The sequence below is a fragment of the Halomonas sp. ABH4_019 genome, from assembly GCF_056159885.1.
This window is the reverse complement of record NZ_JBSWWC010000001.1, coordinates 1,156,421-1,169,558: the sequence shown is the minus strand read 5'-3', so window position 1 is coordinate 1,169,558 and position 13,138 is coordinate 1,156,421. Positions and strand designations below refer to the sequence as shown.

Here is a 13,138-nt window from a genome sequence, read left to right as displayed (position 1 = left end):
GCCAGCTTCTTTTCAACAAGAACCGAGCGCAGCAATAAATCGGTGTTTCCCTTAGACCAGGCGCGTCAGCCAGCCGTACTTGTCCTCGCTGCGGCCGTACTGCAGGTCCAGCAGGCGGGTGCGCAGGCGCTTGGCGATCTCGTTGTCGCCCTCGGCGGCCAGGCGGATGGTGTCGTCCTCGGTGACCAGCTCGCCCACCGGGGTGATCACCGCGGCGGTGCCGCAGGCGAAGACCTCGACGATCTCGCCGCTGGCCGCGCCCTCGCGCCACTCGTCGATGCTGATCGGGCGTTCCTCCGGGGTCAGGCCCTCGTCGCGCGCCAGGGTCAGCACCGAGTCGCGGGTCACGCCCTCGAGGATGGTGTCGGTCAGGCGCGGGGTGACGATGCGGCCGTCGCGGTAGACGAAGAACAGGTTCATGCCGCCCAGCTCCTCGATCCACTTGTTCTCGGCGGCGTCGAGGAAGGCCACCTGGCTGCACTCGTGCTCGGCGGCCTCCTTCTGGGCGGCCAGGGAGGCGGCGTAGTTGCCGCCGCACTTGGCGAAGCCGGTGCCGCCGGGGGCGGCGCGCTTGTAGTGGGAGGACAGCCAGATCGACACCGGCTTGATGCCGCCCTGGAAGTAGGCCGCGGCCGGCGAGGCGATGACGTAGTAGTCCACCTCGTGGGACGGGCGCACGCCGAGGAAGGTTTCGCTGGCGATCATGAACGGGCGCAGGTAGAGGCTCGACTCGTCGGCCTCGCTGGCCGGGGTCGGCACCCAGGCGTGATCCTGGGCCAGCAGCGCCTTGAGCGAGTCGATGAAGTCCTCGTCGGAGAGCTCCGGCAGGGCCAGGCGGCGGGCGCTGCGGCGAAAGCGCTCGGCGTTCTTCTCCGGGCGGAAGGTCCACACCGAGCCATCGGCGTGCCGGTAGGCCTTCACGCCCTCGAAGATCTCCTGGCCGTAGTGCAGCACGGCGGCGGCCGGGTCCAGGGTCAGCGGGCCGTAGGGGCGCACCTCGTGGCCGTGCCAGGCGGCGTCGACGGTCCAGCGCACATGGGCCATGTGATCGGTGAAGTAGCGGCCGAACCCGGGGTCGCGAAGGATGTCCTCACGGATCGGGGCCGCCGTGGCTTGGGCGGCGGGCAGCACGGTAAAACGTTCGGTGGACACGGCTTGATCTCCGCTTCATCGGGGGCTTCCCGCACCCCGGTACGCTAAACAGGATCACCGGGCCAGCTCGGCCCGGTGCGTTGCAATCGACGCCTCTTATGAAAAAGTCGTCACGCCCGGAAGGCAACCCCCGGGCGTGATGGCCCTCAGGCCTCGTCGTCCGCCTCGACCCGGCCGTCGACCTCGCGGTCCAGCAGGTACTGGGTCAGCAGGCTCACCGGGCGGCCGGTGGCGCCCTTCTGGGCGCCGGAGTGCCAGGCGGTGCCAGCGATATCCAGGTGCGCCCAGGGGAAACGGTCGGTGAAGCGCGACAGGAAGCAGCCGGCGGTGATGGTGCCCGCCGGGCGACCGCCGATGTTGGCCAGGTCGGCGAAATTGGAGTCCAGCTGCTCCTGGTACTCGTCCCACAGCGGCAGGTGCCAGGCACGGTCCCAGGCGGTCTCGCCGGCGTCCAGCAGGTCCAGCGCCAGGTCGTCGTCGTTGGCCATCAGGCCGGTGGCGTGATGGCCCAGGGCGATGATGGCGGCGCCGGTGAGGGTGGCGATGTCGACCACGCTGGCCGGTTCGAAGCGCTCGGCGTAGGTCAGGGCATCGCACAGCACCAGGCGACCCTCGGCATCGGTGTTGAGCACTTCCACCGACAGGCCCTTGAGGGTCTTGATGATGTCGCCGGGCTTGGTGGCGCGGCCGCTGGGCATGTTCTCGGCGCTGGCGACGATCGCTACCAGGTTGATCTTCGGGCGGATGGCCAGCACCGAGGTGACGGCGCCGAACACGCTGGCGGCGCCGCACATGTCGAACTTCATCTCGTCCATGCCCGCGCCGGGCTTGAGCGAGATGCCGCCGGAATCGAAGGTGATGCCCTTGCCGACCAGCACGTGGGGCGCCTCGTCGGGGTCGTCGGCGCCCTGGTACTTCATCACGATCAGCCGCGAGGGCTCGTCGCTGCCGTGGCCCACGGAGAGCAGCGAGTGGGCACCCAGCGCCTCCAGGGCCTCCTCGTCGAGAATCTCGGCGCTCAGCGCGCCGTCGGACTCGGCGGCCAGCTGCTCGGCGCGGCTCGCCAGGTAGCGCGGCGTGCAGACGTTGCCGGGCAGGTTGCCCAGGGTGCGGGCGGCGTTGATGCCCTGGCCGATGCCGTCGCCGACCCGGGCGCCTTCGCGGGCGGCCTCGGCGTTGCCGCCCTCGCTGACCAGCAGGGTCACGCGCTCGAGGCGGGGCAGGGGGCCGGGCTCGGACTTGAACTCGGTGAAGCGATAGACGGCACGGTGGGCGGCCTCGGCGACCATGCGGGCCTTCCAGTCGCAGTCGCGGTCGGGGACCGGCACGTCGGTGAAGGCCACGGCGGCATCGTCGGCCGGCAGCGCCGCCAGGGCGGTGAAGGCGGCGTCGACGGCCTTGCGGAAGGCGCCTTCCTGGCACTTGTCACGGCTCCCCAGGCCGACCAGCAGCAGGCGGTCGGCGTTCAGCCCCGGAGCGAAGGGAATCATCTGCACGTTGCCCAGCTTGGCATCGAAGTCTTCGCGATCGATCAGCTGGCCGATCAGCCGCTCGCTGGCATCGTCGAGCTTGGCGGCGGCGGGCAGCAGGTCGCCATCCTTGAACACCGGGACCACGAGGCAGGCCGTCTCGGCCTTGGCGGGATTGGCCGTCTGAACTGGGAATTCCATGGTGTCTCCACAAGACAAGCGGTGGGGGATTCTGGATAATGCCGGCACGTTGCCGAGTCGTCCCAGTGTACCCCAGGACCCCGCCGGACTTCACACCGATCTGCGGCGCCGTCGGGCGAGAGGGAACCCCGCGGCCCTCGGGCGGTCCGTCAGGCCATCGGGACGAGGCATCACCGCACGGAAGATGGCCGGGCCGCAGGGCCTCGGGCCGGGAGACAACGTTGATCATATTCCGCTACCTGACCCGTGAGATCCTGCAGACCATGGCCGCCGTGGCCGGGGTGCTGCTGCTGGTGATCATGGGCAGCCGCTTCATCCGCTACTTCGCCACCGCGGCGGAGGGCGAGATCCCCCTCGATATCCTCGGCACCCTGATGCTGTTTCACCTGCCGGGCTTCCTCGAGCTGATCCTGCCGCTGGCCTTCTTCCTCGGCATCCTGCTGGCCTACGGCCAGCTGTATCTCAACAGCGAGATCACCGTGCTGGTGGCCTGCGGCACCAGCCCCAACCGACTGCTGCAGGTGAGCCTGGTGCCGGCCACCGTGGTGGCGGTGCTGGTGGGGCTGTGCAGCCTGTGGCTGACGCCGGCCGGGGCCCTGCACAACGAGGTGATGCTCGAGAAGCAGCGCAGCCAGCTGGACTTCACGGCGCTGACGCCGGGCCGCTTCCAGGAGTTCGGCGGCGGTCGCACCGCCTACACCGAGGCGCTGACCGAGGACGACAGCCGCATGCAGGAGGTCTTCATCAGCGAGCGACAGCGCCGCTCCGACGGCACGCCCTCCACCGTGGTGACCCGGGCCGAGGCCGGCTATCAGACCGTCGATCCCGAGACCGGCAGCCGCTTCCTGGTGCTCTCCGACGGCCAGCGCTACAGCGTCGATCCCGGCCGGGCCCAGGCCGAGCGCCTGGTGTTCGGCACCTACGCGGTGCGGCTGTCGCGGGACGAACGGAGCCTCGACCTGGACGACCCCGAGTTCGCCACCACCCCGGCGCTGCTGGCCGACGATGCCGCCCCCGCGGCGGCCCAGCTGCAGTGGCGCCTGGGGCTGCCGCTGATGGTGTTCATCCTGACCCTGATGGCGATGCCCCTGTCGCGGGTCAACCCGCGCCAGGGCCGCTTCGCCAAGCTGCTGCCGGCGATCTTCCTCTACGTGGCCTACCTGAGCCTGTTGCTGGCGGCGCTGGATGCCATCGCCCGGGGCGCCTGGCCGGCCGCCCTCGGCATGTGGCCGATCCATGCGGCCTTCCTGGTCATCGGCCTGGCCATGACGCTGCAGGCCCAGCGCAAGGGGATGAGCGGATGATCGCCGACCGTCTCGACCGTTACATCGCCCGCCAGGTCCTGGGCGCCATCCTGGTGGTTCAGGTGATCCTGCTGGGCCTCGACCTGGTGATCACCTACATCAACGACCTGGGCGACGTGGAGGGCGACTACGGCGCCCTGCAGGTGCTCTTCTACCTGGTGTTCCGGCTGCCCTGGCGCTTCTACCAGTACGCCCCGGTGGGGGTGCTGATCGGCGCGCTGATCGGGCTCGGCAGCATGGCCTCGAGCAACGAGCTGACCGTGATGCGCGCCGCCGGCCGCTCGCTGACCCGCATCCTGTGGGGCGTGATGAAGCCGATCATCCTGGTGATCGCCGTGGTGCTGTTGGTCGCCGAGTTCGTCAGCCCCAGGACCGAGCAGTTCGCCAGCGCCTGGCGGCTCGAACAGATGCAGGGCGAAGGCGCGGTGCTGACCGAGAGCGGCGGCTGGCAGCGCGAGGGCGACGACTTCTATCGCTTCGGGGCGATTCGCGCCGACCAGGTGGTTCTGGACCTGACCCGCTACCGCTTCGAGGGGCGCGAGCTGCGCTCGACCCTCAACGCCCGCCGCGCGGTGTGGCGCGACGGTGCCTGGGTGCTGGAGGACGTCTCCGAGACCCGGGTCATGGACGACCGCACCCTGGCCAGCCATCAGGCGACGCGCCCCTGGGAGACCGAGCTGACCCCGCAGAGCCTCGAGCGGCTGTTGCGGGACGTGGAGACCCAGGCGCCCAGCGAGCTGTGGGCCTATGCCACCCACCTGCGCGCCCAGGGCCAGGACGCCACCCAGCCGTTGATCTACTTCTGGCAGAAGGTGCTGATGCCGCTGACCATGGCCTCGCTGGTGCTGGTGGCGGCCTCCTTCGTGTTCGGGCCGCTGCGCAGCGTGGCCGCCGGCACCCGGGTGTTCTACGGCGTGGTCACCGGGCTGGTGTTCAAGTACCTGCAGGACCTGCTGGGGCCGGCCTCCACGGTGTTCGGTTTCTCGCCGGCCTGGGCCGTGCTGGTGCCCACCCTGCTGTGCGCCGGCCTGGGGCTCTACCTGCTGCGCCGCAGCGGCTGACTCGGAGACCGCCATGCCGCGACGCTTCGACCGCCTCGACGACGTCTGGCCCGCCGGCCTCGGCCGGCGCCTGGGCGCCATGCTCTACGACGGCCTGCTGGTGCTGGCGCTGTGGATCCTCCTCGCCGGGGCCCATGTGGCGGTGAGCCGGCTGGCGCTCGGCCTGCCCCCCGAGCGGGTCGGCCTCGGCGCCGCCCAGGTGTGGTCGCTGCGGGCGCTGTTGGCCCTCGCCGCCTGTGGCTTCTTCGCCTACTTCTGGACCCGCGGCGGCATGACCCTGGGCATGCAGGCCTGGCGGCTGCGCGTGCAGACCCGCGACGGCCATGCCATCGGCTGGCGCCGGAGCCTGGTGCGTTGCCTGGTCGGCGCGCTCGGTTGGCTGGCGCTGGGCCTCGGTCACCTGTGGGTGCTGTTCGACGGCGAGCGACGCAGCTGGGCGGATATCGCCTCGGGGACTCGGCTGGTGGTATTGCCCAAGGCCGCCAAGCGACGGCCGTAGGCAGCGCGGGGCGCCGACCCGCCGCCCGTGGGTCCTGATACATCAGCAGCTTTTAATGTGGATGAGAAATTTTCTCAGTCTATGGTTGCGATAGCCCATGCGAATCATTTACATTCGATCCCATGATCGATGTGAGGTGATGTCATGTACGTGTGTCTGTGCAAGGGTGTGAGCGACAAGGCGATCCGTCGCAGCGTGGAGGAAGGCGCGCGCAGCTGGCGCGAGGTCCAGCGCGAGACGGGCTGCGGCACCCAGTGCGGCAAGTGCGCCTGCATGGGCAAGGGCATCACCCGCGAGGCCATCCAGGAAGAGCTGAGCATGGCCCAGCAGGGACTCGCCTACGCCGTGTGATGGCAATCGCTATCGTTTCTTTTGGCGTTCTCAACCATTTGATTTTCTTGAGTTTTTATTGATATTGCCTAGACTGTCGTTATACATGGCGGCATGCTCCCGTGCGTGCCAAGCTGACCAATGACCCTGACGACAGCAACGAGGTAGTGTCATGAAAGGCGACAAGAAGGTCATCGAGTATCTCAATACCGCCCTCGGTAACGAGCTGGTGGCCATCAACCAGTATTACCTGCACGCCAAGATGTACCAGGATTGGGGTCTGGCGGCATTGGGCAAGTTCGAGTACGAAGAGTCCATCGACGAGATGAAGCACGCCGACAAGCTGATCGAGCGGATCCTGTTCCTCGAGGGCGTGCCCAACCTGCAGGACTACGGCAAGCTGCTGATCGGCGAGGACACCAAGGAGATGCTCGAGTGCGATCTCAAGCTCGAGCTCCAGGGGCGCGACGACTATGTCGAGGCCATCGCCTACTGCGAGTCGGTGCAGGATTACGTCACCCGCGACCTGTTCCGCGACATCCTGGCCGACGAGGAAGAGCATATCGACAAGCTCGAGACCGAGCTGTCGCTGATCGACAAGGTCGGCATCGAGAACTACCTGCAGAAGCAGATGCACGACGCGGAATAGCATGACGCCTGATGGGGCGGCGGCGAATATGAGCGAGGGTTATCCGCCAGGGGTGAGGCGGACTCCGCCGAACGGGCTGTCCAGGGACGGACAGCACCGGCCCTGCAAGCGAAGCAGGAAGCGAAAGCGCCGCAGGTCGGATGGAGCGCCCAGGGAAGGGTTCATAGCGCCTCGCGAAGATTTGCTGCCGGCCATGACGCATCAAGCGATGAAAGAAGGCGCCCCATGGGGCGCCTTCTTGCGTTCGGCGTGAGTCTGGCCGAGCTCAGGAAAAAGCCTTCTCCAGGGCGAAGCGCGGCAGCGGCTCGCCTTGCACCTCGACGGTTTCCATGAACATGTCCAGCGGGCGTACCCACAGGCCATAGTCGCCGTAGAGGGCGCGATAGGTCACCAGCGGCTCCTCGGTCTCGCTGTGATGGGCCACGCCGATCACCTCGTAGAGCGGGCCCTTGTAGTGGCGATAGATGCCGGGCACGGGATGCGATACGTCCATGGGATCTCCGGGTCAGGGGGAAGAAGCGGCGTCGCGGGCCAGCCTGGCCAGGGTACGCGACGCGGCCACGAAGCCGAAGCTGCCGGTGACGAAGGTCGCCGCCCCGAAGCCCGAGGCGCAGTCGAGGCGCGTGGCCTCGCCGTGGCCGGGCTTGGCATGGCAGATTTCGCCGTCGGCGCCGGGGTAGACGAGCTGTTCGTCGGAGTAGACGCACTCCACCGAGAAGCGTCGCTTGGGGTTGCGCGAGAAGCCGTGGTCGCGGCGCAGCCGCGAACGCACCTTGGCCAGCAGCGGGTCGTGCTCGGTGCGCGTCAGGTCGGCGACCTTGATGCGGGTCGGGTCGCTCTGGCCGCCCGCCGCGCCGGTGACGGTGATCGGCAGCTTGCGGCGCTTGCACCAGGCGATCAGCGCCGCCTTGGCCACCACGCTGTCGATGGCGTCGATCACGTGGTCGAGATCCTCGGGCAGCCGCTCGGCCAGGTTGGTGGGGGTCACGAAGGCGGTGTCCGCCACCACCTCGATGCCCGGCTGGATGGCCCGGCAGCGTTCGGCCAGCACCTCCACCTTGGGGCGGCCGACGGTGCCGTCCAGGGCGTGCAGCTGGCGGTTGACGTTGGACACGCAGACGTCGTCGAGATCGATCAGCGTCAGCTTACCGATGCCGGAGCGGGCCAGGGCCTCCACGGCCCAGCTGCCCACGCCGCCCACGCCGATCACCGCCACGTGGGCGCCGCGGAAGCGGGCCAGGGCACGCGCGCCGTAGAGGCGCCGAATGCCGCCGAAGCGCAGCTCGTGGTCGTCGGTCTCGAGAGAGGCGGGGCTCGGGAAATCGTTCATGGCAGTTCACCGGGCTCGGGGGAGGGGGCGCGGCGGTTGGCGGGCAGGTGACCCGCCCAGCCGAAGCGCTGGAACAGTTCGGTCATCGGCGCATCCAGGGCGCAGCCCAGGTCCAGGCGGTGGCCCTCCACCGGATGGTCGAGGCTCAGGCCCACGGCGGCCAGCAGCAGCCGCGGGCAGTCGAGCCGCTCGGCGAAGAAGCGATTGTGCACGCCCTTGCCGTGCTTGGCGTCGCCGATGATCGGGTAGCCGCGCCGGGACAGGTGGCGTCGGATCTGGTGGCGCCGCCCGGTCAGCGGCCGCGCTTCCATCAGCGAGTAGCGGCTGGTGGGGTAGCGGTCGACCCGCACCGGCAGCTCGACGCTGTCCAGGCGTCGCACCTCGGTGACGGCCTCCATGGCCGGCATCTCGGCCTTGGGGCGGCGACCGTCCTCCTCGCGCAGGGCATAGTCGAGGCGCTCGGCGGCCGGCCCGCTGCCGCGCACCACGGCGAGGTAGCGCTTGGCGACCCGCTGCTGCTCGAAGGCCTCGCCCAGGCGACGGGCGACCTCGGACGACAGCGCGAACACCATCAGCCCCGAGGTGGGGCGGTCGAGGCGATGCACCGGGTAGACCCGTTGCCCCAGCTGGTCGCGCAGGGTCTGCAACAGGAAGTGGCGCTCGCCCCGGGCCAGGGCGCTGCGATGCACCAGCAGCCCGGCCGGCTTGTGCACGGCGACCAGGTGCTCGTCGTGGTGGAGGATGGGCAGCGGTTCGGTCATCGGGCGGCTCGGGGGATTCTGCGAGGGCGCCCATTGTCGCCGCCAGCCGCCCCGATGTCATCTGCCATCGGCGCGGCGAAGCCGTGTGGGCGAGCCTGGTGATCGCGCGAGTCACTCTCGTCGACAAGCCCGCGAGGAGACGCCGTCGACACGTCCCTGCAGGCTCCGGACGTCATCTCTGACGAAGCTGCTCCTGTGGGGCTTGTCCCCGAGGACTTTCTGCTCGACCGCGGCGAAATATGGCAAGCTGGGGCGAGTGTTCCGATTCGCGAGACGACCATGAGCGATGCTTCCCGCCCCCATCTGGTGGTGCTGACCGGCGCCGGCATCAGCGCCGAGAGCGGCATCCAGACCTTTCGCGCCGCCGACGGCCTCTGGGCCGACGAGCCCGTCGAAGCCGTGGCCACGCCGGAGGGCTGGGCCCGGGACCCGGCGCGGGTGCTGCGCTTCTACGACGCCCGCCGCGAGCGGGTGCGGCGGGCGCGCCCCAATGCCGCCCACCTCGCCCTGGCCGAGCTCGAGGCGGACGGTTTCCGGGTCAGCGTCGTCACCCAGAACATCGACGACCTGCACGAGCGTGCCGGCTCGCGTCGCGTGCTGCACCTGCACGGCGAGATCCTGATGGCGCGTTCCAGCGTCGACCCGGCGCTGCGCTACCCGCTGCCCCGCGGCGGCATCCGGCTGGGCGACGTGTGCGACAAGGGCGGCCAGCTGCGCCCCGACGTGGTGTGGTTCGGCGAGGCCGTGCCGCACTATCCCGTGGCCTGCGATATCGTCGCCGAGGCCGACCTGCTGCTGGTGGTGGGCACCTCGCTGGCGGTGATGCCGGCCGCCATGCTGCTCGACCAGGCGCCCCTCGACGTCCCCTGTGCCCTGGTGGATCCCGAGGCCCATGCGCTGGCGCCGCCTGGGGTGACGAAGATCGCCCGGCCCGCCGGCGAGGGCGTGCCGGCGCTGGTCCGCCACTGGCGCGAGACGGGGGCGCTGCGGCTGCCGGAGTGACGTGTGGGCTGCCAGGGGCAAGGACCAAGGAGCAAGGTGCAAGGTGCAAGGTGCGAGGTGCAAGGTGCGAGGGCCAGAGAGGCGTCGGGGTCATGCTAGAATGGCGCTCCCCTTTCCGGCCCGACGATGACCCATGCAGGACGACACCCCCCGCCCCGATCATGCCGATATCGATCCCGGTACCGGCCGACCGCGCCCGCCGCGTCGCGAATTCAAGGCCCGCGGCAGCTTCGTGCGGCGCTGCGAGGGCTGCAACCTGCCGGCGCTGAACTGCCTGTGCCCCTATCGAGTGACGGCGGACAGCCGTACCCGCGTCTGGCTGCTGACCCACCCGCTGGAGCACTACAAGCCCACCAATACCGGCCGCCTGATTCGCGAAGTGCTGCCTACCACCGAGGTCTTCACCTGGTATCGCACCGCGCCCGACCCGCGGCTGCTGGCGCTGCTCGAGGACGAGCGCTATGCGCCCCTGGTGATCTTCCCCGATGACCAGGCCGATTACGCTCATCGCGTCGTTGGCATGGAGGCGGTGGCGGCGCGTCAGCAGGCGGGGCGGATTCCGGTGTTCCTGATCCTCGACGGCACCTGGCGCCAGGCGCGGCGCATCTTCCGCAAGAGCCCCTACCTGGCCGAGCTCCCGGTCCTGCCGCTCGCCACCGACCGGCTGACCCGCTACCGGCTGCGCAAGCCGGCCTGTGCCACGCACCTGTGTACCGCCGAGGTGGCCGCGGAGCTGCTGCGCCAGGCCGGCGACCTCGAGGCCGCCGGCCGGCTCGACGACTACTTCGACGTCTTCAACGACAGCTACGCCGCCAGCCGCCGCCATGGCAAGATCGAGACGCCGACCCCGGCCATGCGGCGGCTGCTGGCGGCGCGTTAGGGAAGCGCTGATTTATGTCGCGAGCGACGAGAGGCTGGCCGCCCGGGTGTGCCGGAAGAAGGCCGCCTGCTCGCGCAGGTGGTCCGCCGCGCGCTCGATGTCGGAGGCCGGTTCGCGACCGCGCCGTGACAGGAAGCCGCCCAGCCGTGCCAGGGCGTCGGCCACCGCCTGGGGGCGGTCGCGCAGCGCGTCCAGCTGGCGCAGGGTGGCGACGATCGCCCGGCGCTCGCGAGCGGACAGCGTCCGGTCCTCGCGCAGGGCCTGCAGGGCGAGCACCGTCCGGCCGAGGTCATACACCGCCAGGCTGCCCCGGGTGGCGGCCTGGGCCGGGTCGCCGAGACGATGGCTCCACTGCATCAATGCCATGATTCGGTGATGCAGCCGGGCGCGCCAGACGGCGGCCCGGGGAGCGGCATCCGGGCGCGTGGCCATGGCCTGCAGCTCGCGGATCATCATCGCCTTGAGGCGGCGCTGGCGGCGCCGGGCATCGGTGGGGAAGATCAGCGTGAAGGCGATGACGGCCAGCAGCGGGCCCATCACCACCGCGATGGCGGTGGTCAGCGAGCCGGCGATATCGATGGCGTGTGGCAGGCCGGGCTGGGACAGCAGCAGCAGGACCATGACGTAGTCCACCGAGCCGGTCATGGTGCGGCGATGGGCAAACGGCAGCACCGCCGCCAGGATGAAGGGCATCAGCATGGCCAGCTGCTGCCATTCGCTGCCGGCCAGCGGCCATAGCGCCCAGTGGCAGACCAGCGATGCCGCGGCACCGACCGCCTGCCAGGCCAGGATCCGCCGCATCAGCCAGGCCGGATTGTCGAACGTGGAGAACAGCGTGACCATCACCGAGGTGCCGAGCAGCACGTAGGCGCCCGGTGCCCAGCCACTGAGCGCCCAGGCGCCGCCGACGATCAGCATGACGCCGCCGGTACGCAGGAAGGCCTGCCGGCCGTGCACCCAGTCGCGATGGCGGATCACCTGGCGCCTGAGCGTCTCGCTCCGGGTGGTGCCGGTGTCGTGATAGCGGGCCCTCTGGCGATGCGCCTCGGCGATTTGTCCGAGGCACAGCGCCAGGGAGGGGGCGCTGGCGGCTCGGGCTTCGGCTCGGGTGAGCGCGACCAGCAAGGCATCGATCGCGTCGTCGGCACCATCGAGGGCTGCGGCCGCCCGATCGAGGGCCGCGGCGATGGCGGGGCCCTCGTCGGGCAGGGTGTCGGGGCGTTCGAGCCACAGCAGGGCCTCGACCTGGGCGGCGAGGATGGCCCGCAGCGAGCGCGCCGAATGGCGGCGCCGGCGCGATCCCGCGCCATGGGCGTCGAGGGTGGCCTCGATGGCCGCGGCCTCGCTCAGCAGGGCGGTGAGCTCGGCGGCCGAGGGGCTCGGCCGGCCCCGCAGGCGCTCGGCCAGCCGCTGGAGCACCAGGATCATCAGGCGCCGGGTGCGGCCGCTGGCATCGTCTTCCTCGGCGCGGGGGGCGAGCAGCAGGCCGATGACCAGGGCCACGATCACTCCGACCAGCACCGTGGCGAAGCGGTCGACGCCCAGCGCCGTTACGCCCATGGGCGCCGACTGGCCGAGCAGCGCCACCATGGAGGCGGAATAGCCGGCGAGCAGGGCGCCGTAGGAGCGCAGCCCGTGCAGCAGGTTGCCGGTGCCGGCACAGAGCCCGACCCACAGCGCCAGGCCGAGCACCAGCCAGGCGGTGTGGTCGCCCACCGCCGCCAGCAGGGCCACGCCCACCAGGGTGCCGACCAGCGTGCCCAGCGCCCGGAAGGCGCTCTTCTCGAGCAGCATGCCGCGCACCGGCTGGGAGGCGGCCCAGACGGTCATGGCCGACCACTGGGGATGCTCGAGCCCCAGCGCCCAGGCGACGACCAGCGCCAGGCAGGACGCCAGGGCCGTACGCAGCCCGAACGACAGCCGTTCCGGGGCGAGGCCGTACCGGGCGAGGCGCGCGCTCATGACGGCTCCTCCCGGCCCTCGGGGGCGCCCTGCAGGCGTCGGTCGAGGAGGTCCAGGGCCTCGACGAGGACCTCGAGCCGGGCGTCGTCGAGATCGTCGAGCAGGGCCCGTTCGGCGTCCCGCAGATCGACGCTCAGGGCGCTGGCCGCCTCGCGGCCCGCCGCGGTCAGGAAGACCCGCTTGGTGCGGCGGTCCCGTGGGTCGCTCTGCCGGCGCACCAGGCCCCTGGATTCCAGGCGATCCAGATGGCGCACCAGGCTGGAGCCTTCCATGCCCACGGCCCTGGCCAGGTCCTTCTGGCTGAGGCCGTCGCCACCCGCGTCGAGATGGATCAGCGGCGCCCAGCTGGCGTCGGTGTGGCCGGCGAGGGCCAGCCGATGGTCCAGGGCGCGGCGCCAGCGGCGCGAAACCGTGGTGAGGCGGATGCCGAAGCGGTCCCGGGCGGAGGTCGGTGTCATGCAATAAATTCTCTTGCTAATTATTTGCCAGAAACTTATCACGTCCGGGCGGGCTTGTCAGCCATTGCCCGCGCGCCGCG

At 70.2% G+C, this 13,138-nt stretch carries 14 protein-coding genes; 7 read left to right on the top strand and 7 right to left on the bottom strand.

All coding sequences use genetic code 11. From position 1 onward, the window contains the following. Positions 1-51 precede the first annotated feature (51 nt). Entirely contained in the window at positions 52-1,152 is a 1,101-nt protein-coding gene (locus ACXAFN_RS05325) for a branched-chain amino acid aminotransferase (protein ID WP_474986828.1), read from the bottom strand. A gap of 146 nt (positions 1,153-1,298) precedes the next feature. Continuing rightward, positions 1,299-2,822 carry a leucyl aminopeptidase gene (locus tag ACXAFN_RS05320; RefSeq protein WP_474986826.1) on the bottom strand — a complete coding sequence of 508 codons (1,524 nt, stop codon included), beginning with the start codon at positions 2,820-2,822 and terminating at the stop codon, positions 1,299-1,301. Between the two features lie 221 nt (positions 2,823-3,043). Between ACXAFN_RS05320 and lptF the strand changes: the two genes are divergently transcribed. The 5 genes from lptF to bfr all read left to right on the top strand — a co-directional run bounded on the left by lptF (position 3,044) and on the right by bfr (position 6,665). Continuing rightward, complete coding sequence (gene lptF / locus ACXAFN_RS05315; protein WP_474986825.1) at positions 3,044-4,126, top strand: LPS export ABC transporter permease LptF; 1,083 nt, start codon at positions 3,044-3,046, stop codon at positions 4,124-4,126. After that, on the top strand, positions 4,123-5,187 hold the full coding sequence (lptG, locus tag ACXAFN_RS05310) for an LPS export ABC transporter permease LptG (protein ID WP_474986824.1): 1,065 nt from the start codon (positions 4,123-4,125) through the stop codon (positions 5,185-5,187). Before lptF ends, lptG begins: the two co-directional genes overlap by 4 nt. A 13-nt stretch (positions 5,188-5,200) precedes the next feature. Beyond that, the gene (locus tag ACXAFN_RS05305) at positions 5,201-5,686 is read left to right on the top strand and encodes an RDD family protein (protein WP_474986822.1); all 486 of its coding nucleotides are present in this window, start codon (positions 5,201-5,203) and stop codon (positions 5,684-5,686) included. 144 nt (positions 5,687-5,830) lie between these two features. Then, complete coding sequence (locus ACXAFN_RS05300) at positions 5,831-6,037, top strand: (2Fe-2S)-binding protein (protein ID WP_474986820.1); 207 nt, start codon at positions 5,831-5,833, stop codon at positions 6,035-6,037. Positions 6,038-6,188: 151 nt separating this feature from the next. Then, the gene (bfr, locus tag ACXAFN_RS05295; protein ID WP_394590620.1) at positions 6,189-6,665 is read left to right on the top strand and encodes a bacterioferritin; all 477 of its coding nucleotides are present in this window, start codon (positions 6,189-6,191) and stop codon (positions 6,663-6,665) included. Positions 6,666-6,930: 265 nt separating this feature from the next. On the opposite strand, the gene ACXAFN_RS05290 is transcribed toward bfr, so the two are convergent. The 3 genes from ACXAFN_RS05290 to ACXAFN_RS05280 are packed head-to-tail and all read right to left on the bottom strand — an operon-like array spanning position 6,931 to position 8,756. Beyond that, positions 6,931-7,158 carry a DUF1653 domain-containing protein gene (locus ACXAFN_RS05290; protein ID WP_394594505.1) on the bottom strand — a complete coding sequence of 76 codons (228 nt, stop codon included), beginning with the start codon at positions 7,156-7,158 and terminating at the stop codon, positions 6,931-6,933. Positions 7,159-7,170: 12 nt separating this feature from the next. Then, the gene (tcdA, locus tag ACXAFN_RS05285; protein WP_474986818.1) at positions 7,171-7,995 is read right to left on the bottom strand and encodes a tRNA cyclic N6-threonylcarbamoyladenosine(37) synthase TcdA; all 825 of its coding nucleotides are present in this window, start codon (positions 7,993-7,995) and stop codon (positions 7,171-7,173) included. Beyond that, the gene (locus tag ACXAFN_RS05280) at positions 7,992-8,756 is read right to left on the bottom strand and encodes a pseudouridine synthase (protein ID WP_474986816.1); all 765 of its coding nucleotides are present in this window, start codon (positions 8,754-8,756) and stop codon (positions 7,992-7,994) included. Before ACXAFN_RS05280 ends, tcdA begins: the two co-directional genes overlap by 4 nt. Before the next feature lie 279 nt (positions 8,757-9,035). Between ACXAFN_RS05280 and ACXAFN_RS05275 the strand changes: the two genes are divergently transcribed. Further along, a complete protein-coding gene (locus tag ACXAFN_RS05275) occupies positions 9,036-9,758 on the top strand; it encodes an SIR2 family NAD-dependent protein deacylase (protein WP_474986814.1) in 723 nt (240 codons plus the stop codon). A 133-nt stretch (positions 9,759-9,891) separates the two neighbouring features. Then, the gene (locus tag ACXAFN_RS05270) at positions 9,892-10,638 is read left to right on the top strand and encodes a tRNA-uridine aminocarboxypropyltransferase (protein WP_474986812.1); all 747 of its coding nucleotides are present in this window, start codon (positions 9,892-9,894) and stop codon (positions 10,636-10,638) included. 12 nt (positions 10,639-10,650) lie between these two features. On the opposite strand, the gene ACXAFN_RS05265 is transcribed toward ACXAFN_RS05270, so the two are convergent. Next, positions 10,651-12,600 (bottom strand): FUSC family protein, encoded by a 1,950-nt coding sequence (locus ACXAFN_RS05265; protein ID WP_474986811.1) that lies wholly within the window; start codon positions 12,598-12,600, stop codon positions 10,651-10,653. Continuing rightward, a complete protein-coding gene (locus ACXAFN_RS05260; protein WP_474986810.1) occupies positions 12,597-13,058 on the bottom strand; it encodes a MarR family winged helix-turn-helix transcriptional regulator in 462 nt (153 codons plus the stop codon). The genes ACXAFN_RS05265 and ACXAFN_RS05260 overlap by 4 nt, the downstream gene beginning before the upstream one ends. Between the last annotated feature and the right edge of the window lie 80 nt (positions 13,059-13,138).